Below are 24,860 nucleotides of genomic sequence, written 5' to 3'. Positions count from 1 at the left end.
CGGTATAAACAACGGCGCCCGAGGGCGCCGTTGTCATTTCTGCAGGTCGGGCTTCAGTACACCGCCCCCACCGGGTACACGTAGGCATTCACGTCATGGAACGGCGTGCGCTCGAAGAACCACTGCAGCCGCGCCTGGGCGTCCTTGGCGAAGGCCTTGTCGTCCCTGAGCTTCTTCTCGAACTCGGCCTTGAGCTTCGGATCCTCGGCGAGCATCTTGCGCGCCATCGGCTCCATCACGTACTCCTCTGGCTCCTCGGCCACCACCAGCGTCGAGTTGAAGAAGCCCCAGGACCAGAACGAATCCGGACTCTCCGCCGTCAGCAGGTTGACCGCCAGCACGCCCAGCGGCTGGTCGGTATCGATCACCACCGAGCCTGCCGGGTAGGTCTGCAGGCGCTGGAACGGCTTGCCGACGCCACTGACCAGCAGATGCCCCTCATAACCGGGAATCTCGTTGGTGGCGGCGCGGTCGGGCTCGAATCCACCGGCCAGCTTGATGTCGTCCATGCGGTACAGGGTCACTTCGATGGGCGTGGCCTTGTCCAGAGTCTTCATCTGGATGCCGTGTGACTTCAGGCGCGCGATCACCTCGCTCCACTGCACCGGCACCACGTACTGCTTCGGCCGCTTCACCACCAGGTCGGGCACCGAGTTGTCGGTGACCGGCACGTTCAGCTGCTTGGGCTTGTTGCTCCAGACGATGGTCTTCTTGCCGGTGATCGGTGACACCTCATAGCGGTAATCACCCACGGTGAACGGCGTGTGCTGCGGATCGCCTGGCTTCCAGGTGAGGATCACCTCCTTCTGCGCCGCCAGCCGTTCGCGGTCCTTGCCAATGGCCTGTTTCAGCGAGTCGGCGTTGTCGCCGATCACCTGGAGCATCGCCTTGAGCATCACGTAGTTGCCCAGCACCTGGGTTTCATAGGGGTGCAGGGCATGCTGCTCGATGAGGATCGAGGGCACGTTGCGAATATCGCCGTACTGATTCGAGAAGCGCGCCAGGTCGGTGCGGTACGGGTAGTAACCCTGGGTCGGGTCCTGGTTGTCGTTGAAGCTGATGCACTCATGGACCACATGCCCGTCGCCCTCCAGCTCCTTGTACACCGGGCCGCGCATTACCTTGTCCATCCACTCGCTGGAAGCCGGCGACCAGCCGTTGCCGTTGTGGCAATAGGAGCTGTCGTAGGGATACATGGCGCCGTCGGTGGAATGGGTGTCGGCGAAGAAGCTCAGGTCGTACTGGTTGAACACCGAGGCAACGTTGCGGATCTCCGCGCTGTCGAGCTTGGTGAAGTCGCGGTTGAGGTTGTAGTTCAGCCCGTTGACCCGCCAGCCGGTGACGTCCGGGCCGTTCTGGTTGATCCGCCCGTAGGGGCTGCGGCGCAGGTCGCCGTCGATGTTCACGGTGGGGATGAAGAGGATGTTGACCTTGTCCAGCAGAGCAGCCAGCGGCTTGTCGCCGGTGGTCATGTCGCGCAGCAGCATGAACATGGCGTCCTTGCCGTTGGCCTCGCCGGGGTGGATTTCCGCCTCGACGAAGATCGTCGGCTTGCCGGACTTGTTCAGCCCCGCTGCCGACTTGTCCGCCTCGCGGCTGGCGGTCACCAGCAGCATCGGCTCGCCGGTGGCGCTGTTCTCCGGCAGGTCGCTGAGGGTGATGGCGCCGCCGGAGGCATCGGCCAGCTTCTGCAGCCAGGCGCGGGTCTGGTGGTAATCGGAGGTCTGCTTGAAGCCCGTGGATTCGGCCAGGGTGATCAGCGGGTTGTCGGTCTTGGCGATGTACTTCGTGCTGGTGAGCTTCTGCTCGAACATCGCCGGGAGGATGCGGCTTTTCGCGGCGGCGCTGTAACCGCTGTCATCGACGTACCCCGGCGCCGAAGGCAGGGCGGCATACAGGGGCAGGCTGGAGGTGGCGAAGAGGCCGGCGAGCAGCGCTCGGGACGAGAGGTGGTACATGGGAGGTTCTCCTTTTGCAGCAATATCGTCCTGCGGACGCGTCCGCGCCCGTGCAACAACCATAGACAACCATGGGGAAATGCCAGCGCGGTTCGTCGTCGCGCCCGCTCTGGCATGCACCTTCTTCAAATGCCGTTCATTCCCCGGAGGAATGACCTTGCGAAGAATGCTCGCTTGGATCACCGCGCCGGTTCGCCGAAGATCAGCGCACAGCTGCACCCGCTCCCCTGCCAAGGAACCCCACGCCCATGTCCGATACTCCGGCCCGCAACGGCGGCCAGATCCTCGTCGATGCCCTGCTGCGCCACGCGGTGGATACCGTCTACTGCATCCCCGGCGAAAGCTACCTGCCGGTGCTCGATGCCCTGCACGACGCGGCCGCCATCCAGACCATCGTCACCCGCCACGAAGGCGCCGCCTCGAACATGGCCGATGCCTACGGCAAGCTCACCGGCCGCCCCGGCATCTGCTTCGTCACCCGCGGGCCGGGCGCGACCCACGCAGCCAACGGCGTGCATACGGCGATGCAGGACTCGACGCCGATGATTCTCTTCATCGGCCAGGTGGAAAGCGCCTTCAAGGGCCGCGAAGCCTTCCAGGAAGTGGACTACCGGCAGATGTTCGGCGGCCTGGCCAAGTGGGCCACCGAGGTCGACGACATCCGTCGCCTGCCCGAGATCGTCGCCCGCGCCTTCCGCGTCGCCCAGTCCGGGCGGCCCGGCCCGGTGGTGATCGGGCTGCCGGAGGAAGTGCTGTTCGGCGCAGCACAGGTCGCCGATGTACTGCCCACGCCCATCACGCGTGCGGCCCCCAGCGCCGACGCACTGGCCGAACTGCGCGAGCGCCTGGGCCAGGCCCGGCGCCCGCTGCTGATCGTCGGTGGCACCGGCTGGACAGCGGAGGCCTGCGCGCAGGTGCGCGCCTTCGCCCACGCCAACCGCCTGCCGCTGGTGGCCTCGTTCCGCCGCCAGGACCTGATCGACAACCGCGACGAGCAGTACGCCGGCCAGCTCGGCTTCGGCGCCTCGCCCAGGCTCACCGCGCGCGTGCAGGAAGCCGACCTGCTGCTGGTGCTCGGCTCGCGCCTGAGTGAAACACCCAGCGCCGGCTACAGCCTGATCCAGAGCCCACGCCCGCTGCAGGGCATGATCCACGTCTACCCCGACGCCAGCGAGCTGGGCCGCGTCTACCAGGCGGACCAGAGCATCCAGGCCGGCATGCCGGAGATCGCCGCCGCCCTCGCCGACCTCGCTCCCCTTGCCGAGACGCCCTGGGCTGACTGGACCGCCGCGGCACGCGCCGATTACCTCAGCTATATCACCCCGCCGCAGAACGCAGAATCGCCGAAGGGTGTGGACCTCACCCGGGTCGTCCAGTACCTGAACGAAACCCTGCCGGACGACGCGGTGATCAGCAACGGCGCCGGCAACTACGCCGTCTGGGTGCACCGTTTCTACCGCTATCGCTCGCCGCGCAGCCAGCTCGCCCCCACAAACGGCGCCATGGGCTACGGCTTTCCCGCCGCCATCGCCGCCAAGCTGCGCGACCCGCAGCGCAGCGTGGTGTGCTTCGCCGGCGACGGCTGCTTCATGATGTACCCGCAGGAGCTGGCCACCGCCGTGCAGTACGGCGCGGCGCTGACCGTCATCGTGGTGAACAACGGCATGCTCGGCACCATCCGCATGCACCAGGAGCGCGAATACCCCGGCCGCATCAGCGCGACCGAGCTGCGCAACCCCGACTTCGTCGCCCTCGCCCGCGCCTTCGGTGCCCATGGCGAGCTGGTGGAGAGAACCGAGGACTTCGCCGCCGCCTTCGAGCGTGCCCAGGCCAGCGGCAAGCCCGCGCTGATCGAACTGCGCACCGATCCACAGCAGATCACCCCGGTCGCACGGCTGCCCTGAGGACCTTTCGCTTCCCCCGCAGCAGCGCAGGCTTCGCTAAGCTGCACCGGGTCAAGGCATTGCGCCCGCTCCTGCGGGCACAATGGCGCCGGGAAATCGCTAGGGAAGCGCATGAGTCTGCAACTGATCTGGGTCCTCGCCCTGCTCGCCACCGCCGTCGGGCTGTTCGTCATCAACCGTCCGCGCATGGACGTGGTCGCCCTGCTGGTGATGGTCGCCCTGCCGCTGTCGGGCATCCTCAGCGTGCAGGAATCACTGGCCGGCTTCGCCGATCCCAACGTCATTCTGATCGCCGCGCTGTTCGTCATCGGCGAAGGCCTGGTGCGCACCGGCGTGGCCTACCGCATCGGCGAATGGCTGACCCGCCGCGCCGGCGCCAGCGAGACGCGCCTGCTGGTGCTGCTGATGCTCGCCGTGGCTGGGCTCGGCTCGGTGATGAGTTCCACCGGCGTGGTCGCCATCTTCATTCCCGTGGTGCTGAGCATCGCCGCGCGCCTGCACGTGTCGCCGCGCCGGCTGATGATGCCGCTGAGCTTCGCCGGGCTGATCAGCGGCATGCTCACCCTGGTCGCCACCGCGCCCAACGTGGTGATCCACAGCGAGCTGGTGCGCGAAGGTTCGAAGGGTTTCGGCTTCTTCAGCTTCACGCCGTTCGGCCTGGTGGTGCTGGTGCTCGGCGTCGGCTATATGCTGGTGGCGCGGCGCTGGCTGGGCGATGACGGCGACGACGACGGGCAGCGCGTCAAGCGCCGAACCCTGGGCGACCTGATCCGCGACTACCAGCTCGCCGGCCGCGAGCGCCGCCTGCGCATCCGCCCCGATTCGCAATTGGTGGGCAAGAGCCTGGGCGACATCGAGTTGCGCGCCCGTGCCGGCACCAACGTGGTGGCCATCGAGCGCATGGTGCACTTCCGCCTGAAGATACTGAGCCCCGGCGCCAATATCGTGCTGCACGCCGGCGACGTGCTGCTGGTGGATATCTACGGCGAGCGCAGCGACCTGCTGGGCATGTACCACGAGTTCGGCCTCGAGCCATTGAGCCTGCAGGGTGACTACTTCACCGAACGCGCCCACGAAGTGGGCATGGCCGAGGTGACGATGCCGCCGGAGTCCGTCCTGCTTGGCAAGAGCGTACTGGACCTGGAGTTCCGCAGCCAGTTCGGCCTCAACGTGGTCGGCCTGCGGCGCAACCGCGAAGCCCTGGTGGAAGGCCTGCTGGACGCCAAGCTGAAGGTCGGCGACACCCTGCTGGTGATCGGCGGCTGGAAGGAAATCCGCCAGCTGCAGGCGCGCGCGCGCGACTTCCTGGTGCTCAGCCTGCCCGCCGAGGTGGACGAAGCCGCCCCTGCCGCCAGTCAGGCGCCCCACGCACTGTTCAGCCTGGCGGTAATGGTGGTCCTGATGGTCAGCGGGCTGGTGCCCAACGTCATGGCCGCACTGATCGCCTGCCTGCTGATGGGTTCGTTCCGCTGCATCGACATGGACAGCGCCTACCGCGCCATCCACTGGCAGAGCCTGCTGCTGATCGTCGGCATGCTGCCCTTCGCCCTGGCGCTGCAGAAGACCGGCGGCATCACCCTGGCGGTCAACGGCCTGGTCGGTGCACTCGGCGGCGCCGGCCCCTACGCCATCCTCGCCAGCCTGTTCGTGCTGACCGCGGTGATCGGCCTGTTCATCTCCAACACCGCCACCGCCGTGCTCATGGCGCCGGTCGCCATCGCCACGGCCAAGGCCCTGGGCGCCTCCCCCGAAGCCTTCGCGATGATCGTCGCGCTGGCCGCGTCGGCCGCCTTCATGACGCCGATTTCCTCACCGGTGAACACCCTGGTGCTGGGGCCGGGGCGCTATCGTTTCGCCGATTTCGTCAAGGTTGGCGTACCCTTCACGATTCTGGTGATGATCGTCAGCGTTGTGCTGGTACCCTGGCTGCTGCCGCTGTAGCCGCCCATTACAAGATCGCCAAGGAATCGTCTCGATGGAAGTGAGCAAGACCAAAAGCAGTTTCTACCGCCGCCTCTACGTCGCCTGGCTGATCGACAGCGGCACTGCGACCAGCGTCCCGGCGCTGATGGAAGCCACCGGCATGCCCCGGCGCACCGCCCAGGACACCCTGGCCGCGCTGGCCGACCTGGACATCGACTGCGCCTTCGAGCAGCACGACGGCGAGCGCAACAACGCCGGCCACTACCGCATCCGCGACTGGGGCGCCATCGATCCGCGCTGGATCGCCGCGCACCTGCCGAAGATCAAGGACATTCTGCAGTATCCCTGAGCCCGCCCGCATGCTTGCCGTCCCCCCCACCCTCTGGCGCTTTCGCCGACTGATCCTGCTGCTCGCCTTCGCCGTGGTGCTGGTGCTGCTCTACCGCGCCAGCGGGTTGCATGAGGAGTTCAGCCTCGACTACCTGCGCAACGAGCTGACTGACAACCGCCTGCGCGGCCTGCTGCTGTTCGTCGGCCTGTTCGCCCTGGGCAACCTGCTGCACATCCCCGGCCTGCTGTTCCTCGCCGCCGCCGTGCTGGCCATGGGCAAGCTGTGGGGCGGGCTGATCACCTACTGCGCGGCGGTATTCTCCTGCGGCTTCACCTTCCTGATCGTGCGCGCCGTCGGCGGCAATGGCCTGCGCCTGCTGAACAACAAACTGACCCGCGCGGTGTTCAGCCACCTCGACCAGCGACCGGCGAGCAGCGTGTTCCTGCTGCGCCACGCCTTCATCACCTCGCCGACGCTGAACTACAGCCTCGCGCTTTCGGGCATCGGTTTCTGGCCCTACATGCTCGGCACCCTGCTCGGCCTGCCGATTCCGCTGCTGCTCTGCTGCCTGCTGTTCGACCGCCTGGGCAACGTGCTGCTCGGCTGAAGCGCGCAACTGTGGGAAAATCGCCCACCGCATCCCAGCCCCGCGCGCCCTCATGTCGAAAGCACCCAGACCGCCCAAACGCCCCGCCGCCCCGGCAAAGCCTGCCCAACCGCTGCGCGACCCTGCCGCCAAGCGGCCGAACCTGCTGCACCCGCGCAACCGCCACCAGGGGCACTATGACTTCCCCGCGCTGATCGAGGGCTGCCCGGAGCTGGGTCGCTTCGTCATCACCAATCCCTACGGCAAGCCGAGCATCGATTTCGCCAGCCCGGAGGCGGTGCGGGTGTTCAACCGCGCGCTGCTGAAAGCGCAGTACGGCATCGGCCAGTGGGACATCCCCGCCGGCTTCCTCTGCCCGCCGATCCCCGGCCGGGCGGACTACGTGCACTACCTCGCCGACCTGCTCGCCGAGGAAAACGGCGGCAGCGTGCCGCGCGGGCCGGACGTGCGCATGCTGGATATCGGCGTCGGCGCCAACTGCATCTACCCGTTGATCGGCCACCGCGACTACGGCTGGCGCTTCCTCGGCTCGGACATCGAACCCGCTGCCCTGGCCTCCGCCCACGCCATCGTCAACGGCAATCCGGGCCTGAGCGATGCCATCGAACTGCGCCAGCAGCACGATCCGAAACACATCTTCCGCGGCCTGCTCAGTACCGACGAGCGCTTCGACGCGACCCTGTGCAACCCGCCCTTCCACTCCTCGCCCGAGGAAGCCAGCAGTGGCAGCCGGCGCAAATGGAAGAACCTCGGCAAGCTCGACCCGTCGCGCCAGCTGCCCAAGCTGAACTTCGGCGGGCAGAGCAACGAGCTGTGGTGCGAAGGCGGCGAGATCGCCTTCCTGCGCAAGCTGGCGATGGAAAGCGCCGAGGTCGGCCAGCAGGTCCGCTGGTTCAGCTCGCTGGTGTCCAAGGCCGGCAACCTGGACGACTTCCGCCGCGCGCTGAAAAAGGCCGGCGCCATTTCCATCCGCACCGTGGACATGGCCCAGGGGCAGAAGCAGAGCCGCTTCGTCGCCTGGACCTTCTTCGAGCCGGAACACCGCCGCTACTGAATCAAGCCGCCACACACCGCGCACAACGGCTCGGCGGATAACCGCAAGCTGTTGTTCGACCTACGCTTCGGCGGCGAGCACCGGCGCGCGTTCCCGACCCAGCAGCAGGAACACCAGCCCAGCGACCACGAAGGTCACCCCCGCCAGCAGCTCCAGCACCCGGCTGAACACCGCCACGTAGTCGCTGCGCAGTTGCTCGGGCGCCAGCTGCGGCAGTTGCTCGACCACCACCGCCAGGTTGCCGATGGCCAGCTGGTTCGCACTCATCAGGCGCTCCGCCGCGGCCAGGCCCAGCGGCTGCAGTTGCGCCGCGAGCAGGGTCGCCAGCAAGGCGCCGACCACGGCGATGGCCACCGCATCGGCGGACACCCGCACCGTGTTGAAGATGCCCGTCGCCATACCGGCGCGTTCGCGCTCGACCACGCTTACCGCCAGGCCGTCCATCAACCCCCACGGCAGACCGATACCGATGCCGATCACCAGCAGCGGAATATCCGGCGCGACACCTTCCGCCAGGTTGCGCGCCAGCCAGAGCAAGCCACCCGCGACGATCAGCAGGCCAATGGCAGACAGGCTGCCAGCACTGAAGTGCTTCGCCAGCAGTGACGCCAGGAAAGGCACCACCAGCAGCGGCGCCGACAGCGCCAGCATGGTCCAGCCCGCCTGCAGCGCGCCCTGCCCCTCGATGCCGATGAAGCGCCCCGGCAACAGCACGATCAGCACCACATAGGCGAACGCCGGCGACGCGCCCAGCAACTGCACGCCGACGAAGCGCCACTGACGGAACAGCGACAGGTCCAGCAACGGCCGCTCCACTCGGCGCTCGACGGCAATGAACACAACCAGCAACACGCCGCTCAGCACCAGCGTCGCGATTACCGGGACGCTTGCCCAGCCCTGCTCGGGCGCCAGCAGCAGGCCGTAGGTGAACAGGCTGAGAGCGGCGGTGAAGCTCAGCGCGCCGGGCCAGTCCAGGCCGCACGCCTGCGGGTCACGGGTTTCGCGGCAGAAGCGCACCACCACCGGCACCGAGGCCAGCGCGCACACCGCCGGCACCAGGAACACCCAACGCCAACCCGGCCCGTCGGTGAGCCAGCCGGCGAGCAGCGGGCCGAACGCCAGGCCGACGCCGAAAGTAGTGCCCAGCAGGCTGAACACCCGTGTGCGGATCGGCCCGTCGAATTCCTGCGCCAGCGCCGCCATGGCAGCAGCGAAGGCGGCCGAACCGCCCGCGCCCTGGACCAGGCGCAACACATCGATGGCCGCCACCGAGCCGGCCAGCGGGATCGCCAGGGTGGTCACGCAGAACAGCGCCAGGCCGACCAGCCAGACGCGTTTGCGCCCGTAGACATCCGCCAGGCTGCCCGCCGCCATCATTGCCGCGCCGTAGGCCAGCACGTAACCGTTGACGATCCAGTTCAGCGCCACAGCCGACCCGCCCAGCTCATGGGCAATGGCCGGCAGCACCACGGCCGGGCCGGTGAAGCACAGGGGAATCAGCACCGCCGTCAGGCTGGCAGCGAGCAATAGCAGCCAGCGTGAGGCCTCGGATCGGTTCTCAGGGGTGTCGTGGGAAGACTTCATGGTGGGTCCGCAAGGAGTCGAGGAAGATCTGCCCAAAGCTAATCAACCCGGCATTACGGAAAAACAGGCTAGGATTCCGAACAAAACGGACGCTTGAGTCCGCAATCGCCCCCCCATCGCGCGGCACAATGGCTGCCCGCTCGCACGGACACCTTTCCATGGACAGCCTCAACGGCCTGCGCGTCTTCCTCCAGGTCGCCGACTCCCTGAGCTTCGCCCAGGCCGCGCGCCTGCTCGGCCTTTCCGCCTCGGCGGTGGGCAAGAGCATCGCGCGCCTCGAAGAGCGCCTGGGCGTGCGCCTGTTCCACCGCAGCACGCGCAGCCTGAGCCTGTCCAACGAAGGCCAGCTGTTCCTCGAACGCTGCCGACGCATCCTCGACGAGCTGGAAGCAGCGGAGCAGGAACTGGCGCTGTCGACCCAGCAGGCTCGCGGCCGGCTGAAGATCAGCATGCCGCTGGTGGCCGGGCTGCTGCCGCAGGTGCTCCCGGAGTTCCTCCGCTGCTATCCGCGCATCCAGCTGGACATCGACTTCACCGACCGCCTGGTGGACGTCATCGAAGAGGGCTTCGACCTCGTGGTGCGCGGTGGCGATCTTCGCGACTCACGGCTGAAGGCGCGCAAGCTGGGCGACTTCAGCCTGCTGCTGGTGGCCTCGCCCGGCTACCTGAGGCAGTACGGCACGCCGCGGCGGCCGGCGGACCTCAACCAGCACCTGTGCCTGCACTACCGCTACCCGAGCAGCGGGCTGGTGCAGCGCTGGCCGCTCAAGCTGGCACCCGGCGAAACGGAGCCACGCCTGGACGGCGGGCTGATCTGCAACACCGCCGACATGCTGATCAACGTCGCCAGCCAGGGCATGGGCATCGCCTGCCTGCCGGATTTCGCAGTGCGCAGCGCACTCAACGACGGCCGGCTGGTGCAGGTGCTGAGCGAACACACCACGCACCAGGGCAGCTTCCACGCGCTGTGGCCGGCGGGCCGGCGCATGCCGCTGAAGCTGCGGGTGTTCCTCGACTTCCTCGGCGACCGCCTGTTCGTCACCCGTTGAGGGGCACTCACGGGCGGTTCAGCGGATGAACTGCTTGCTGATCTCGCGGAAGACTTCCGTCCCGGCGCGCTCCATCCACTCGAAGGCGACCATCTCCCGCGAGACGATCACCGCGCCGGCCTGGCGCATCCGCTCCAGCGCCAGCTCCTTGTCCTGCGGGCGGCGCGAGCCGACGGCCTCCGCCACCACGAACACCTCGCGGTCCTCCGCCAACAGGCCCAATACCGTCTGCAGCACGCACACATGGGCCTCGGTGCCGCACACCACGAACTGCCGGCGATCACCGCCGGGCAACTGTGACAGGCCGGGATCGGTGACGGCCGAGAAGGCAATCTTCTCCAGCACCTCGCCTTCGGCCAGCTCGTCGCGCAGCGCCGGTAACGTCGGGCCGAGGCCCTTGGGGTACTGCTCGCTGGCCAGCACCGGCACACCCAGCCGCCGCGCGATCGCCAGCAGCCAGGCGCTGTGCTCCAGCACTGCCTCGTTGTCGTGAATGGCCGGGAACAGGCGTTCCTGGATGTCGATGATCAGCAGGGTCGAGGCCTGGGCGCGCAGCAGCATCGGGGTGTCCTCCTTGCGTTCGAGAGCGGGAATTCAAACCCGAGTTGTGGTCCCACGGCGACGCACTGTCAACCGCCATCGCACCATCGGCCACTTGGCAGGCGCTGCTCCAGCACGCACCCTATGCGGCGCCAGAACAACACAACAACGAGCCTGGGAGAAAAGGGAACATGGGCAAGAACATCAGCATCGCCGCACGCGACGGCAGTGGCAGCTTCAGCGGTTATCTCGCGGTACCGGCCAGCGGGCACGGCCCCGGCGTGGTGATCGGCCAGGAGATCTTCGGCGTCAACGCCAACATGCGCAGCATCGCCGACAGCTATGCCGAGGAAGGCTATGTCGCCCTGGTGCCCGACCTGTTCTGGCGCCTGCAGCCGAACCTGGAACTGGGCTACAGCGAAGCCGAGTTCGGCCAGGCCATCGGCCTGTTCCAGCGCTTCGACGTGGACAAGGGCGTGGATGACATCGCCGCTGCCATGGACGCGCTACGTGCCCTTTCGGAGGTTGAGGAGCGCGGCATCGGCTACGTCGGTTTCTGCCTGGGCGGCAAGCTCGCCTACCTGACCGCCGCGCGTACCGACGCGGCCTGCTCGGTGGGCTACTACGGCATGGGCATCGAGCAGATGCTCGACGAGGCGCAGAACATCCGGGGCCGCCTGGTGCTGCACTTCGCCGAGCAGGACGTGTACTGCGACGCCAGCGCCCGCGACGCCATCGGCGAAGTCCTCGGCAAACTGCCGAAGGCGGAAATCTACAGCTACCCCGGCGTCGACCACGCCTTCGCCCGCCCCAACGGCATGCACTTCGACAAGCCCGCCGCGCTGATGGCCCACGAGCGCAGCATCGGCGCGCTGAAACGCGAGATCGGCCCGGACTTCGACCTGTCGCAGCTGTGGGAAGACCACATCCACCACGAGTTCGCTGCCCGCGACGTGCCCGCCACCATGGCGACCATGGTCGCCCAGCCCTACGTCAACCACATCCCGACCATGACCGGCGGCGTCGGCCAGGATGAACTGGCGCGCTTCTACCGCAACCACTTCGTCCACGGCAACCCGCCGGACATGAAGCTGGTGCCGATCTCCCGCACCGTCGGCGCGCTGCAGGTGGTGGACGAATTCGTCATGTGCTTCACCCACACCAGCGAGATCGACTGGATGCTTCCCGGCGTGCCGCCCACCGGCAAGTACGTGGAGATCCCCATGCTCGGCGTGATCCGCTTCCGTGGCGACAAGCTGTGCCACGAGCACATCTACTGGGACCAGGCCAGCGTGCTGGTGCAGATCGGCCTGCTCGACCCCGCCGGGCTGCCGGTGGCCGGCGTGGAGACAGCGAAGAAGCTGCTCGATGAGAGCCTGGAGTCGAACACCCTGATGACCAAGTGGAAGGACAGCGAAGGCCGCTGATCCTCCTCGAAGAACCCAAGGAGCACCCGATGTACCCCATAGGGAAATGGACCTGCGCCGCGCTGCTGACCCTTGCCGCCAGCGCCGGCGCAGCGGAGCGCACCGCGCAGCCCTGCGACGCAGCCACCCTGCAGACGCTAGCGGGGCTGCTCGGCCAGCAGGGCTGGCAGGCACCGGAGTCAGGAGCGGCAACACCCGTGGTAGCCGCTGCGTGTAAGCCCTGGCCGGACGACCCGAAGCTGAAGGTGGTTGCGGTCGCCTACAGCGCGGCGGGCGAAAAGGCTGAACCGGGCGAGCGCAACCTGAACCTGCTGGTCGGCCAGCTCGACACACAAAGCGGCAAGCTGGTGACGCGCAGCGACGACAGCATCGGCGAGGACGCCCTGGTGGAGATCGACAGCTCCAGCCTGTGGCTCGACACCGCACGCTATCGCCTGGCGCCGGAGGTGCGCGGCTTCGGCCTGATCATCGGCAGCGTGGCGCGCGGCGCAAGCTGCCCGGACGCCTGGTCCTATGACGACTTCAGCCTCTACGCGCCGCAGGGCGACCAGCTCAGGGAAGTGTTCCGCACCTACCTGCGGCAGTGGACGACGCTCGAGGGTGTGGTCTGCGGGGGCGCCGACAAGCTGGTCATCGAGCGCTCGCAACTCACCCTGGCCATGGGCAAGGACAGTCATCACGGCTATGCCGACCTGATCGTGACTTCGAAGGTGCAGCGCGAGCACGAAGGCGACAACGTCGGCGCGCCCAAGACCGTGCGCAAGACCGTCAGCTACGACGGCACGCGCTATCCGTTCGAGGAGTTCTCCACCTTCTGGCAGAGCCAGCCCGCGGCGGCGCAGTAACGAAAAAGGCCCCTCGCGGGGCCTTTTTCTATTGCCGGCACCAGGATCAGTGACCGGTGTTGTCACCCCGGCGACTGGTCTCGAAGAGGAACCAGGTGCGCTGCTCGGTCTCGTCGATCCAGTTCTCGATCAGGCTGGCGGTGGCGATGTCGTGGTACTCGTCGCACAGGTCATGGACCTCGCGCATGTAGGAGGTCAGCGATTTGTTGTCCTCCTGCAGCTCGGCCAGCATGTCCAGCGGCTGGACGAACTCGGCATCGTTGTCGAGGATGCGCTTCAGCCGCGAGATATGGCCGATGGAACGGATGGTATTGCCGCCGATCTTGCGGTTGCGCTCGGCGATGGCGTCGGTCATCGCGAAGATTTCGGTGGCGTGGTCATCCAGCAGCAGGTGGTAGTCGCGGAAGTGCGGACCGCTCACGTGCCAGTGGAAGTTCTTGGTCTTCAGGTACAGCGCGAAGACATCCGCCAGCAGGCGGTTCAGCGCCGCGGACAGATCGCGGGTGGCGTTCTTGCTCAGGTCCGACGGCGTGGCCAGCGCAGGGGCGCGGCGCGGCGCGGCCTTGGCGGCAGCCGGTTTGGCAGCAGCTGGCTTGGCAGCAGCGGCCTTGGTAGCGGGCTTGGCCGCGGCAGTCTTGGCGGCAGCGGGTTTGCTGGCAGCAGGCTTGGCGGCCGGCTTGGCAGCGGCAGGTTTTGCGGCAGGTTTGCTGGCCGCTTTCGCAGCCGGCTTCGCGGCGGGTTTGGCCGCTGCGGGTTTCTTCGGAGCCGATGCGGATTGCTTCATCACAAATCACCTCTACGAAAGATCACGATACCTGTGGATGCCGACCCGGGCGGGAACGGCTGACTTACGCGGTCTTGAGCCTATCTCGCCTGACGTCGATTGCAAGTTGACCGCAGTGCCGCGCACGCGTTCCGACTGATGTGAATCAATCGTTGAGGGGTTTGCGGAAGTACACGACCCGCTCGGTTTCGACGAAGCCCAGCGCACGATGCAAGGCATGGCTGACGCTGTTGTCCAGCGCCGCATCGGAGGCGAAATCCACGCAGCCGCGCGCAAGACCCCAGGCCTGCACCGCACGCACCAGCGCCCGCGCCACGCCTTGCCGGCGTGCGTCCTCACGCACGTAGATGCCTTCGAGAAACAGCACGGGCGATCCTTCCGTGCCATTCACGTAGTCGCTGCGCACCGAGGCTTCCGCCAACCCGAGCGCCCTGCCCTGTTCATCGCGAGCCAACCACGCGCCGAAGCGATGCGGCTGCGCAAGTATGTCGCGCGCTTCCTCGAAGAATGCTTCCGCGTGGTCGCCCGGCCAGAGTTGCAGGCGCAGGTCGATCCAGTCGGCCAGATCGTTCTCTTCGCAGTGGCGCACGGGCATGTCCATCAGGCTTACTCCGGCTCGAATCGTTCCGGGTTGAAGCGGAAGCGTGCGTCGAGCTGGCTGTAGCCCATGCCGACGCCCTTGTGCACCTTGAGCTGCACCGGGATACGCTCCTTCAGCGCCTCGACGTGGCTGATCACGCCGATGGTCTTGCCCGTGGCGTTGAGGCTGTCGAGGGCGTCCAGCGCAACCTCCAGCGTCTCGCCATCGAGGGTACCGAAGCCTTCGTCGAGGAACAGCGAATCGATGCTGGTCTTGTGGCTGACCAGGTCGGACAGCGCCAGCGCCAAAGCCAGGCTGACCAGGAAGCTCTCGCCGCCCGACAGCGTCTTGCAGTCACGCGCGGTGTCGCCCTGCCAGGTGTCCACCACTTCCAGTTCCAGCTCGCCGTCGCTGCGTCGGGCCAGCTGGTAGCGACCGTGCAGGCGCTGCAGCTGGCGGTTGGCGAGGTGCACCAGGTGGTCGAGGGTCAGGCCCTGGGCGAAGCGTCGGTAGCGCGCGCCGTCGGAGGCGCCGATCAGGCTGTTGAGGCGCTGCCAGAGATCGTGTTCTTCCTCTTGCCGGGCGATTTCCGCAAACAGGCTCTGCTGGCTGGCGCGACGGCTGTCGTCGCCTTGCAGCTGGGCACGAATCTCGCCCTGGCGCTGGCCGAGTTCGCGCAGCTGCGTGGCGAGTGCCTGCAACTGCTGGTCGAGTTCTTCCAGCGCGTGTTCGCCATGGGGCTCGGCCTGCAGGCGCTCGACGTCCTGATTCGCGGCCGTGCGCAGGGTAACGGCTTCGGTGATGGCCGTTTCCAGACGCTGGCGCAGTTCACTGAGTTCGCTGCGCCGCACATCATCCAGCAGCGCGGCGAGGTAGGTCGCCTCATCGGCGAACGGGCTCACCGCCAGCGCCTGCTGCCAACTCGCCAGGCGCTCGGCAAGGCGCGCCTGCTCCTGCTCCAGCCGTTCCGCCAGCGACTGCTCGCGCCCTTGCAAGGCATCGGCCTGACGCTGGGCGGCAGCAAGCTGCTCCTCGGCCTGTACCAATGCCTGTTGTGGAGTTGCGTGAATCGCCAGCGGCTCGCGCGCATCGAAGCCAGCCGTCTGCCAACGCTGCTGCCATTGCGCGGCAATCTGTTGCGCCGCGCGGGCAGCCTGTTCGGCGTCGCGCTCGGCCGCAGCCAGTTCCTGGCCACGCTGCTGGTCCTGCTGCCATTGCTGCCATTGCGCGGTGCGCTCGGCAAGCCATTGCTCTCCGTCGTCCGGCACGCTGTAGCCCAGTTCGCCCAGCGTGGTGGCCAGTGTCTGGTCCTGCTGTTGCAGGTCAGTACGCTGAACCGCGAGTTGCTGCGCGCGCTCTTCCTGGCGCTGGTGTTCGTGGGTCTGTTGCTGCTCGAAGAGCGCCAGCTGCTGTGCGGCTTCGGCGTGATCGCGCTCGGCGCGCTGGCGTTGCTGCTGCGCCTGCTGGAGCTGAACCCGAAGCGCTTCCAGCGCCTTCAGTTGCTGCTGCAAGGCATCCAGCGACGACTCATGGCGCTCGCGCTCGGCGCTGAGCTGCTGATCGTCCTTCAGCACAATGCCCTGCGCTGCACACTGTTGCTGCCAAGCCTGCTGGTGCTGTGCCAGCGCGGCCTGGGCTTCGTCCAGCTGACGCTGACCCTGCTGCAGTTGCGCATCCAGTTCTGCCAGCTCGCCACGCAGGGCGATGCCCTGGCTTTCCAGCTCGGCCAAATGCTGGCGCGCCTGCTCCAGCGCCTGCTGAGTAGTGGACACATCCAGCGCCTGGTAGGCCGCCACCGCCGGGTGCTCCGGCGAGCCGCACAGCGGGCAGGCCTCGCCGGGCTGCAACTGCGCGCGCAGATGCTCCAGCTGGTGGATGCGCTGCTCCTGCTGCAGGAGTTTTTCCTTGTCGGCGACCCGCTGCTTGGTCACCTGATAACGCTCGCGCAGCGCGACGATGGCCGTGTCGCGCTCGGTTTTTTTCTGGCGCAGCGCATCCCGTTCGGGCTGCCAGCGTGACAGCTGCGCAGTCGCTTGAGCGCGGGCCTGAGCCAGTTGCTCCAGACGGTCCAGCCCCCGGCTTTGCAGTTGCGCCTGTTGCAGACGTTCACGCAGGCCCGTTTCAGTTACGCCGCCCAGCAAGGCATCGAGCTGCTGCTCGTGCTGACGCTCCTGCGCACCGGCCGCGTCGAATTGCTGCTGCATGAAGGCGACGGTGCCCTGCAGCGTCTGGCGCTGCGCGGTCGCGTTCTGCAATGCCTGGTCGGCTGCCTGCGCCTGCCGCTGCAGATCGGCAATGGTCTGGGCCAGACGCGAGCGCTGGGCGAATAGCGCGCGCCAGCCGCCGAGCAGTTCTCCCAGTTTCGCGCGCTGCGGATGCTGCGCCAGACGCGCCTGCAGCTCCTGGTGTTGTTCGCTGACAGCCTTGCGCTCGCCCTCGCGCGCAGCCAGCATCTGCTGCGCGTATTGGCTGGCCTCCCACAGCGCCTGGGCGACCGCTTCGCGGTTGGACGCCTGCTGCGTGCGGTTGTCCTCCAGCGCCGCGCGGCCCTGTTCAACGCTCTCGTGGGTGCTGCGCCAGGCGTGGTGCAACGGTTGCAGTCGTGCGGCGGGCTCGCTGTCCGCCAGACGTTGCAGATCGGGTTGCGCCTGCTCCAGCGCCTGGCGCGCGCCTGCCTCTTTCGCACCGGCCTGCTCGACCTGCTGCTGCGCGCGGGTCAGGTCTTCGCGCCAGCGGCGTTGTGCCTGGAGTGCTGCGTGCTGTGCTTGCCAGGCGGTTTCCTGCACGGCGGCGTCGCGGCCCTGCTGTTCCAGTTCGCCGCGTTGTTCGGCGCTGAGCAGCTCGAAGCCTTCGGCGCGGGCGCGCAACTGGTCCAGCGCGCCGCGTACTTCACGAGTGCGCTCGAATACACGCTGGGAAATCAGCCCGTAGATTTCGGTACCGGTGAGCTCCTCCAGCAGCTCCGCGCGCTGGTTGGCGTTGGCTTCGAGGAAGGCGGCGAAACCGCCCTGGGCCAGCAGCATGGATTTGGTGAAGCGCTCGAAGTCGAGGCCGGTGAGCGTCTCGGTCTGCTTCAGCTTGTCGTTGATCTTGTCGGTGAGAATCTGCCCTTCACCGGTGGCGCGGTCGATACGCACCAGTTCGACCTTCGGCGCCTGCAATGCGCCCTCGGCCTTGTCGCGGGCGCGGCGCTGGCTCCAGAAGGCGCGGTAAGGCTGGCCCTTCACCTCGAATTCCACTTCGGCAAGGCAGTCGGCGGTGTGCCGGGTCATCAGTTCGTTGCCGCTCTGCGACAGCACGCTCATGCGCGGCGTGCGGTGGTACAGGGCGAGGCAGATGGCATCGAGCAGCGTGGTCTTGCCCGCCCCGGTCGGCCCGGTGATGGCGAACAGGCCGTTGCCGGCGAAGGGCTCGGCGGTGAAGTCGATCTTCCATTCACCCTTGAGCGAGTTGAGGTTCTTCAGGCGCAGGCTGAGGATTCTCACGGGCGTTCCTCCTGCAGCTCGGCCACGACTTCCCGGTAGAGCCCGGTCAGGCGCTCGCGCAGCGGCGCCTCCAGGTCCTCGGCGTCCAGGCGCTGGCGGAACACGTCCTCGGGGCTGAGTTCGTCGAGGGTTTCCTTGGCCTCGCTGAACAGCGCCGCCTGTGCTGTACCGCGCTCGCGGCGGGTGCGCAGGACGATCACCGGCAGTTCTTCGCAGAGCTTCTCGACGCGCAACTGGATATCGGTCAGGTAGTCGTCGGTGTGCACCATCACTTCCAGCCAGACCGGCTGCTCCGCGCTGCCTTCGCGGGCGACGCGGGCCAGCTCGGCGGGTAGCTCGGCGAGGCTGCCGGACACCGACTTCAGCGGCTGGAAGCGCGGCACCGGCAGCGCGGTGACGCTGCGCAGGCCGCCGTCATCCAGGTCCACCAGCAGCACTTCCTTGCCCTGGGTCGCCTCGTCGAAGCTCAGCGCGATGGGCGAGCCGCAGTAGCGGATGTGCTCCAGGCCGCCGACCTTCTGCGGCCGGTGGATGTGGCCGAGGGCGATGTAGTCCGCCGCCGGGAAGGCGCTGGTGGGGAAGGCTTCCAGGGTGCCGACGTAGATTTCCCGCACCGACTCGCTGGCGCTGGCGCCGACGGTAGTGAGATGGCCGGTGGCGATGATCGGCAGGTGTCGGCCGAGGGCTGCACGTTGTGCCTCGGCGCGCTCGAACAGCTCGCGGTAGTGTGTCTGGATCGCCTGCTGCAGGGCCAGCTGCTTGTCCTGCGCGCTCTGCCCGGCCTGGCTGGTGAGCACATCGCGCGGACGAATGAAGGGGATCGCGCAGAGGATGGCGCCGGGCTGGCCGTCACGTTGCGGCAGCACCAGCAACTGGCGGTCGAGGTCGGTGCCGACGGCGGCGATCACCTGGGTATCCAGGCAGGCCAGCAGGTCGCGGGACTCCTCCAGCATCGCCACCGAGTCGTGGTTGCCGCCCAGCACCACCAGGCGCGCGCCGGTGCTGCGCAGCTCGACGATGAAGCGGTTGTACTGCTCGCGGGCGTAGCTGGGCGGCGCGCCGGTATCGAACACGTCGCCGGCGATGATCACCGCGTCCACGGCCTGCTCGCGCACCTGTTCGACCAGCCAGGCGCAGAACGCCTGGTGCTCGGCCTCGCGGCTCTTGCCCATGAAATGCTGGCCCAGGTGCCAGTCGGAGGTGTGGAGAATGCGCATGCCGTGAAGTCCGCAGCCGTGTTTCGAGGCTTGCGATGATAGCGGTTTGCGCCTTGCCGATGGCGGATTCGCCGGCCGCCGTCGCGCAGGCTGGCTATCTTTTCAGGACAGCACGTCGTCACAAGGACTCCCCATGCAACGCCTTCTGAACATGCTCAAGGACCTCGCCATCCTGGTCCGCGCCAACCTCTGGCTGGTGCCGGTGCTGGCCGCGCTGGTCGCCGCGGTCTTCTACTTCGTCGCGCCGCCGCCGCCGATGAGCGCCACCTTGGCCACCGGCGCGCCGGGTGGCGGCTATGCGGTGTTCGGCCAACGGCTGAAGGAGGAACTGGCCAAGCAGGGCTTCGACCTGCAGCTGGTACGCACCGCAGGTTCCCGCGACAACCTCGGCAAGCTGCTGGACGGCAAGAGCGGCGTGGACCTGGCGCTGGTGCAGAGCGGCCAGGAGCAACAGCTCGAACCCAAGCAACGCGCGCACCTGCAGACACTGGGCGCCGTGTTCCAGGAGCCGCTGTGGCTGTTTCAGCGCCGCGAAGCGAAGATCGACCGACTGGCCGACCTGCTCGCCCTGCGCGTCGCCATCGGTGGTTCCGGCAGCGGCACCGAGGCGGTGACCGAGGCCATCCTCAAGGCCAACGAGATTCCCACCGATCCCCTGCCCGCCGGCTGGCAAGCGCACGGCGGCAACGCGGTGGCCAACCAGTTGCTGGCCGGCGAACTGGACGCCGCCTTCTTCGTCGGCCCGGCGGAGAACCCGCTGATCCAGCGCCTGGCGGCGAGCCCCGAGCTCAAGCTCACCGGATTTCGCCGCGCCCATGCCTACGAGGCGCGGATTCCCTTCCTCAAGCGCGTGGAGGTCAGCGAGGGCCTGCTGAACCTGGCGCAGAACGTGCCGGACGAGGACCTTGCGACCCTCTCGCCGGTCGCCACCCTGGTGGTCAACGGCGACTTCCATCCGGCGCTCACCCCGCTGATCCTCGAAGCCGCGCGTGCGGTGATGAAGAGCGGCACCCTGCTCGACGCAGCCGGCGCCTTCCCCAGCGCCGAGCCGCGCACACTGGCCCTGCAGGAAGACGCCGAGCGCTACTACAAGAGCGGCCCGCCGCTGCTGCAGCGCTTCCTGCCGTTCCGCATCGCCTCGCTGGCGGACCGCTACATCATCCTGCTGATCCCCTTCATCGCCATCCTCATCCCGCTGCTCAAGTCCATTGGCCCGCTGTATCGCTGGCGCATCCGTGCGCGCATCTACCGCTGGTACCGCTACCTGCGCGAGATCGACCGGCGCCTGGACGAGCGCACCGGCAGCGCCGAGCTGAGCACCGAGATTGAACGCCTGGAGCAGCTGGAGGCCGAACTGGCCAAGGTCGAGGTGCCGCTCTCCTACTACAACGAGCTATACGAACTGCACCTGCACCTGAACTACGTGATCCGCCGACTGCGCCAGCTGCGCCGCAACCGCCGCGAGCGCGACGAGGGGCTGGTGCCGGCGGCGGACTGATCGGCGTCGCGCATCCCGGCGCCGGGTCGGGTAAACTCTGGCGTTTTCCAATCCGCCCGCCCCGCCGCCGCTTCGACGCCTGCGGCGCCGCCGGCACTGAACTTCCGGGTCCGCCATGCCGATTCGTCACGCCATCGTCCACCTGATCGACAAGAAGCCCGACGGCAATCCCGCGACGCTGCACGCGCGCGACGCCGAGCTGGGCGACTCCCAGGCCATCGAGAACCTGATGGCCGACCTCAACGAGAGCTACAACGCCAAGCCGAACAAGGCCTGGGGCCTGTTCCAGAGCGAGTCAGGCGCCTACCCGTTCAGCGGCTGGCTGAGCGAGTACCTGGACAACGGCAAGGACTTCGTCGCGTTCTCCAAGCAGGCGGTGGAGCACCTGAAGACGCTGATGGAAGAATCCAACCTCTCCACCGGCGGCCACGTGCTGTTCTGCCATTACCAGCAGGGCATGACCGATTACCTGTCCATCGCCCTGCTGCACCACAGCGAAGGTGTGGCGGTGACCGACGCGCTGGAAGTGACCCCGTCGCGCCACCTGGACCTGGGCCAGCTGCACATGGCCGCTCGGATCAATATCTCGGAGTGGCAGAACAACAAGACGTCCAAGCAGTACATCTCGTTCATCAAGGGCAAGGGCGGCAAGAAGGTCTCCGACTACTTCCGCGACTTCATCGGCTGCACCGAGGGCGTCGACGGCCCGAGCGAAACCCGCACCCTGCTCAAGGCCTTCAGCGACTTCGTGGAGAGCGAAGACCTGCCCGAAGAACAGGCCCGCGAGAAGACCGACGTGCTGGTGGACTACGCCACCAGCCAGGCCAAGATCGGCGAGCCGATGGCCCTGGACGCGCTCTCCGAGCTGATGGACGACCAGGCGCCGCGCGCCTTCTACGACTACATCCGCAACAAGGACTACGGCCTGTCGCCGGAGATCCCGGCGGACAAGCGCACCCTCAACCAGTTCCGCCGTTTCACCGGCCGCGCCGAGGGGCTGTCGATCAGTTTCGAGGCGCACCTGCTGGGCAGCAAGGTGGAGTACGACGAGGCCCGCGACATGCTGATCATCCGCGGCCTGCCGACTCAGTTGCAGGACCAGCTCAAGCGCCGCAAGGACTAAATGCCTGCTACCACGGGAATGCCCCTGGAGAAATGGGCATCCCCAGTATGGGTCTCACCCGATACAGGTACAAAATCCCGGCATTACCAGTCGTATTGGGTGACGCCTGCCGTACAATGTCCAACATCACCGACGCTCTCCCAAGACGTTGTACGGCGCCTGTCAACGACATCTTCAGCGATACTGAACACCCGCAGGCAGTGCCCCCGACTGCTGCTTCAAATGTTCACGCCACTCATTCATGAGCTCCGGCGCGATTTTACCGGAAATATCAAACTCCTCCTTGCGATCAGATAAAAGACTATATGTAAAAGTATTACCAGACTGAGTATCGACCCAGAACTTATATTGCTCACGCGATTGAGTATCTATCAAACCCAGCAGTTTTGCCTGTTGAAAATCTATATATCGACGACTGTACGGTGTTTGCAGCGCAGCCCCCATCCAGACATCTGGAACCTTCATACCAAGAGCCTGAAGCACTGTTGGTGCAATATCAATCTGCGAGATTACCTCGGAAGATCGAAGCAAAACCGGATCAGCCTTGCCAAAGGCAATCACTATAAAAGGAACTCGTAGAGACTCTTCCCAAACACCTCGAACATGGCCATACAAACCACGCTCCCCCAAAGACTCACCGTGATCCCCGGTAACGACCACCAGAGCGTCCTCAAGATATCCAAGCGCCTTTAATCTTTCCAATAAACTCCCAATAACTGCGTCAGCCTGGAGTACACCTCTATCGTAATAATTATTTGCTGATTCAACTGTACTCGTCGACCAGTCTCGAATCACCCCATAAGGGCGCCCGGGACCAAACTCTGGTGTCTCATCTAAACGCAGCCCAAGAAAATGCGCTGACATCAGGTGAAACTGAAACATTGTGGGAGTACCATCCCACTTCGGCTGAGCATTCAAACGATCAAGCAGGATCCGATCATCATTTATATAGCGACCCTTCTGGCTGGCACCATCAAAATAGCTATCCACCCGGCCATACATATTCGCCAATCCGTAGAAATTTGTATGATCACCAGACAGGACGAGGTTGACCTTGTACCCGTACTTTCTTACAACATCATATACGGAGAACGGGTGCTCCGCCTGGTTAGCTACAGTTTGAGAGCTTGCCAACCCACGTAAGCCACAAAATGACTCATTGCAAACTGCTACCGCTGATGTCGCCACACTCATGGCGCCTTCAGATCTGATGCGCTCCAGGCCCGGGGATGTCTTTCGGTTATACCCGAACAAGGAAAGATGGTCCGCACGCAATGCATCAACGACTATGAAAATAATGTTGCTCTTGTGCACACCTGCGCTGGGAACGTATGAAGCTCGAGCAGCATCGTGCTTGCTCTGCAACTCTGCCATGCGTAAAAGTCCAACATGATGACTCTGAGCCACCAGGTCACCCTGATTAGGAAAAAGGGCAAGGCTCAGTGGTTCTCCTTGAGCCCCCCACTCCCTGTTCTCGAAGGAAAGTGCATAAACCGAGAACAGACACAAAAGGCTGGCAGCCACTACCCCACTAGTAATAGGTGACATACTCTCGCGAAATCTCAGAGCCCAATCATATTTTTTAAGATAAGAATATGCTGAACCCACAACGATCAAAGCAAACAAACCGGCGACACCGACCACCCAGTAAATACTTATATCCATCACCCTTAAAGTAGCTGCAGCCTGTGAAAAGTAGATGGAAACGAGTTGCAACGAAGCTGGCCTTCCCCATAGCTTCACCCCGACGACAACGCCACTGTACAGAGCGACAAATCCGAAAAACACGCAACCGACTGCCAAAGATGACAACATTCGCCTCAGAGCCGTTTCAATTGGTAACAGGCTTATTAAAATGCGGACCCCCGCCAAGGCCATTGCAAACCAGGCGACCACGCGCACATGAATACCAAACACACTCAAAGGCGCATGTAGCCACTCAAAATACACCAAGAGAAAAAGCAGCGGAACCATCAGAAAAATAGCAGTCGAAATACCAAGCTGACGCACTATTTCCGGCCAACTTTTAGAAAAGGAAACGGACATTCTTGGCACACACCCCAACAAGGCAGGTTAAATCTCTCTACCAGGTCACCCCTGGAGATAATCGTTCATAAATCCGCCAAAATATTTATTTGAGCCAATCCGGCCTCCTCCGCCCCTACTCCAACTCCGGCAAAGGCACAAAGGAGCCTTCCATTAAGTTAATACAAATCATTATACAATCATCCTAATCAACAACCCTTCCATTTCCGCCTTTGCCCGTAGCGACACGCACCCACTGCCCAAGGAACGCGCTCTTACTACAAGAATAGCAGCAGCCAGAAGCCCACTTACCCTGTTCGCAACCTTGAGATTTTCTTTATTCCTGATAAAAAAGCAAATCCTATTATTCGAGTTTTCGGCGGTGCTCTCGTTTCCCACACTCAACCAAAGCCACGGACGACCTCGGAAATTTTCCACCTTTTTATTTAGCTGGCTAAGCAATTAGTCACGAGGCGTTCTTTTACCCATTGACCTGCTTGAGGCGGGCCGCTCCTTCACGATGAACTATCAATTTCATTGCTAGCAGCCAAAAGAGAGGAAGCGGCGGTTCGCCTCGGCGATCAAAGTGATCACCGGCAACCCTGTGCCGATTCATAAGCGCAGCATCAACGACAACAGGAATCGATTGCTACTAAGACCGGGAGTCTCTTCGTAGTAAATGAGCTGCTTCAGGGGTGGCTCAGATGTTTTATACACCTCAGCGCTCAATCAGACAGGCATATAATCAACGGCATACAGTAACCCCGTCGGTTCAACGCAGGTTGCCCCGCAACGGAATGCTAGAGTCAAAAGAACCGCCCCACTTCTTGGTGGCCGCTATGTCCGGCCCATTCCCAGCAAGAGCCGCAGAAACACTCCCCGGGATCCTCCGGACACACCTCTCGTATCTCGCACTTCTGTTGCTG

Annotated in this window: 18 protein-coding genes; 10 read left to right on the top strand and 8 right to left on the bottom strand. The window is 65.3% G+C overall.

Going from position 1 to position 24,860, the window contains the following annotated elements; all coding sequences use genetic code 11:
* Positions 1-53 precede the first annotated feature (53 nt).
* On the bottom strand, positions 54-1,958 hold the full coding sequence (locus IB256_RS01645) for a M14 family metallopeptidase (RefSeq protein WP_192401074.1): 1,905 nt from the start codon (positions 1,956-1,958) through the stop codon (positions 54-56).
* Between the two features lie 248 nt (positions 1,959-2,206).
* Here IB256_RS01645 and IB256_RS01640 point away from each other — a divergent pair, with 248 nt between their 5' ends.
* The 5 genes from IB256_RS01640 (at position 2,207) to rlmF (ending at position 7,777) form a co-directional block, all read left to right on the top strand.
* Positions 2,207-3,862, top strand: coding sequence for a thiamine pyrophosphate-binding protein (locus IB256_RS01640; RefSeq protein ID WP_192401073.1), 1,656 nt, complete (start codon positions 2,207-2,209; stop codon positions 3,860-3,862).
* Between the two features lie 111 nt (positions 3,863-3,973).
* A complete protein-coding gene (locus tag IB256_RS01635; protein ID WP_081516061.1) occupies positions 3,974-5,803 on the top strand; it encodes an SLC13 family permease in 1,830 nt (609 codons plus the stop codon).
* Between the two features lie 34 nt (positions 5,804-5,837).
* The gene (locus tag IB256_RS01630) at positions 5,838-6,134 is read left to right on the top strand and encodes a winged helix-turn-helix domain-containing protein (protein WP_024762881.1); all 297 of its coding nucleotides are present in this window, start codon (positions 5,838-5,840) and stop codon (positions 6,132-6,134) included.
* A 10-nt stretch (positions 6,135-6,144) separates the two neighbouring features.
* Positions 6,145-6,723: a VTT domain-containing protein gene (locus IB256_RS01625; protein ID WP_081516063.1), complete on the top strand. Its 579-nt coding sequence runs from the start codon at positions 6,145-6,147 to the stop codon at positions 6,721-6,723.
* Between the two features lie 52 nt (positions 6,724-6,775).
* The gene (gene rlmF, locus IB256_RS01620) at positions 6,776-7,777 is read left to right on the top strand and encodes a 23S rRNA (adenine(1618)-N(6))-methyltransferase RlmF (RefSeq protein ID WP_225601575.1); all 1,002 of its coding nucleotides are present in this window, start codon (positions 6,776-6,778) and stop codon (positions 7,775-7,777) included.
* Between the two features lie 60 nt (positions 7,778-7,837).
* Here the strand turns inward: rlmF and IB256_RS01615 are convergent, their stop codons facing one another.
* The gene (locus IB256_RS01615; RefSeq protein ID WP_192401072.1) at positions 7,838-9,361 is read right to left on the bottom strand and encodes an MFS transporter; all 1,524 of its coding nucleotides are present in this window, start codon (positions 9,359-9,361) and stop codon (positions 7,838-7,840) included.
* A gap of 158 nt (positions 9,362-9,519) precedes the next feature.
* Between IB256_RS01615 and IB256_RS01610 the strand changes: the two genes are divergently transcribed.
* Positions 9,520-10,410 carry a LysR family transcriptional regulator gene (locus IB256_RS01610; RefSeq protein ID WP_151188154.1) on the top strand — a complete coding sequence of 297 codons (891 nt, stop codon included), beginning with the start codon at positions 9,520-9,522 and terminating at the stop codon, positions 10,408-10,410.
* A gap of 18 nt (positions 10,411-10,428) precedes the next feature.
* Here the strand turns inward: IB256_RS01610 and IB256_RS01605 are convergent, their stop codons facing one another.
* Positions 10,429-10,971, bottom strand: a complete 543-nt coding sequence (locus IB256_RS01605) for a hydrolase (RefSeq protein ID WP_192401071.1) — start codon at positions 10,969-10,971, stop codon at positions 10,429-10,431.
* A 170-nt stretch (positions 10,972-11,141) separates the two neighbouring features.
* Here IB256_RS01605 and IB256_RS01600 point away from each other — a divergent pair, with 170 nt between their 5' ends.
* Together IB256_RS01600 and IB256_RS01595 are read left to right on the top strand one after the other, a co-directional pair.
* On the top strand, positions 11,142-12,377 hold the full coding sequence (locus IB256_RS01600) for a dienelactone hydrolase family protein (RefSeq protein ID WP_192291714.1): 1,236 nt from the start codon (positions 11,142-11,144) through the stop codon (positions 12,375-12,377).
* Between the two features lie 29 nt (positions 12,378-12,406).
* Positions 12,407-13,222: a hypothetical protein gene (locus IB256_RS01595; protein WP_192401070.1), complete on the top strand. Its 816-nt coding sequence runs from the start codon at positions 12,407-12,409 to the stop codon at positions 13,220-13,222.
* Positions 13,223-13,268: 46 nt separating this feature from the next.
* On the opposite strand, the gene IB256_RS01590 is transcribed toward IB256_RS01595, so the two are convergent.
* From IB256_RS01590 to sbcD, 4 genes are all read right to left on the bottom strand, one after another.
* Positions 13,269-13,760 (bottom strand): Dps family protein, encoded by a 492-nt coding sequence (locus IB256_RS01590; protein ID WP_138216203.1) that lies wholly within the window; start codon positions 13,758-13,760, stop codon positions 13,269-13,271.
* A 391-nt stretch (positions 13,761-14,151) separates the two neighbouring features.
* The gene (gene aac(6'), locus IB256_RS01585) at positions 14,152-14,601 is read right to left on the bottom strand and encodes an aminoglycoside 6'-N-acetyltransferase (RefSeq protein ID WP_405307223.1); all 450 of its coding nucleotides are present in this window, start codon (positions 14,599-14,601) and stop codon (positions 14,152-14,154) included.
* A gap of 11 nt (positions 14,602-14,612) precedes the next feature.
* A complete protein-coding gene (locus tag IB256_RS01580) occupies positions 14,613-18,071 on the bottom strand; it encodes an AAA family ATPase (RefSeq protein ID WP_192401068.1) in 3,459 nt (1,152 codons plus the stop codon).
* On the bottom strand, positions 18,068-19,288 hold the full coding sequence (gene sbcD, locus IB256_RS01575) for an exonuclease subunit SbcD (RefSeq protein ID WP_192401066.1): 1,221 nt from the start codon (positions 19,286-19,288) through the stop codon (positions 18,068-18,070). The genes IB256_RS01580 and sbcD overlap by 4 nt, the downstream gene beginning before the upstream one ends.
* A 133-nt stretch (positions 19,289-19,421) precedes the next feature.
* Between sbcD and IB256_RS01570 the strand changes: the two genes are divergently transcribed.
* Both IB256_RS01570 and yejK read left to right on the top strand, forming a co-directional pair.
* Positions 19,422-20,786 (top strand): TAXI family TRAP transporter solute-binding subunit, encoded by a 1,365-nt coding sequence (locus IB256_RS01570; protein ID WP_192291736.1) that lies wholly within the window; start codon positions 19,422-19,424, stop codon positions 20,784-20,786.
* Positions 20,787-20,901: 115 nt separating this feature from the next.
* On the top strand, positions 20,902-21,909 hold the full coding sequence (yejK, locus tag IB256_RS01565; RefSeq protein ID WP_192291739.1) for a nucleoid-associated protein YejK: 1,008 nt from the start codon (positions 20,902-20,904) through the stop codon (positions 21,907-21,909).
* 174 nt (positions 21,910-22,083) lie between these two features.
* Here the strand turns inward: yejK and IB256_RS01560 are convergent, their stop codons facing one another.
* Positions 22,084-23,955 (bottom strand): sulfatase-like hydrolase/transferase, encoded by a 1,872-nt coding sequence (locus IB256_RS01560; RefSeq protein WP_192401064.1) that lies wholly within the window; start codon positions 23,953-23,955, stop codon positions 22,084-22,086.
* Positions 23,956-24,860 lie beyond the last annotated feature (905 nt).

This window comes from Pseudomonas sp. PDM17 (assembly GCF_014851985.1).
In the GTDB taxonomy this organism is placed as follows: domain Bacteria; phylum Pseudomonadota; class Gammaproteobacteria; order Pseudomonadales; family Pseudomonadaceae; genus Pseudomonas.
This window is presented reverse-complemented; position numbering and strand designations above follow the sequence as displayed.

Bases quoted from the DNA above. Each gene is read 5' to 3' on its own strand.
- IB256_RS01645 (WP_192401074.1), bottom strand. From the start codon at position 1,958: ATGTACCACCTCTCGTCCCGAGCGCTGCTCGCCGGCCTCTTCGCCACC.
- IB256_RS01640 (WP_192401073.1), top strand. From the start codon at position 2,207: ATGTCCGATACTCCGGCCCGCAACGGCGGCCAGATCCTCGTCGATGCC.
- IB256_RS01635 (WP_081516061.1), top strand. From the start codon at position 3,974: ATGAGTCTGCAACTGATCTGGGTCCTCGCCCTGCTCGCCACCGCCGTC.
- IB256_RS01630 (WP_024762881.1), top strand. From the start codon at position 5,838: ATGGAAGTGAGCAAGACCAAAAGCAGTTTCTACCGCCGCCTCTACGTC.
- IB256_RS01625 (WP_081516063.1), top strand. From the start codon at position 6,145: ATGCTTGCCGTCCCCCCCACCCTCTGGCGCTTTCGCCGACTGATCCTG.
- rlmF (WP_225601575.1), top strand. From the start codon at position 6,776: ATGTCGAAAGCACCCAGACCGCCCAAACGCCCCGCCGCCCCGGCAAAG.
- IB256_RS01615 (WP_192401072.1), bottom strand. From the start codon at position 9,361: ATGAAGTCTTCCCACGACACCCCTGAGAACCGATCCGAGGCCTCACGC.
- IB256_RS01610 (WP_151188154.1), top strand. From the start codon at position 9,520: ATGGACAGCCTCAACGGCCTGCGCGTCTTCCTCCAGGTCGCCGACTCC.
- IB256_RS01605 (WP_192401071.1), bottom strand. From the start codon at position 10,971: ATGCTGCTGCGCGCCCAGGCCTCGACCCTGCTGATCATCGACATCCAG.
- IB256_RS01600 (WP_192291714.1), top strand. From the start codon at position 11,142: ATGGGCAAGAACATCAGCATCGCCGCACGCGACGGCAGTGGCAGCTTC.
- IB256_RS01595 (WP_192401070.1), top strand. From the start codon at position 12,407: ATGTACCCCATAGGGAAATGGACCTGCGCCGCGCTGCTGACCCTTGCC.
- sbcD (WP_192401066.1), bottom strand. From the start codon at position 19,288: ATGCGCATTCTCCACACCTCCGACTGGCACCTGGGCCAGCATTTCATG.
- IB256_RS01570 (WP_192291736.1), top strand. From the start codon at position 19,422: ATGCAACGCCTTCTGAACATGCTCAAGGACCTCGCCATCCTGGTCCGC.
- yejK (WP_192291739.1), top strand. From the start codon at position 20,902: ATGCCGATTCGTCACGCCATCGTCCACCTGATCGACAAGAAGCCCGAC.
- IB256_RS01560 (WP_192401064.1), bottom strand. From the start codon at position 23,955: ATGTCCGTTTCCTTTTCTAAAAGTTGGCCGGAAATAGTGCGTCAGCTT.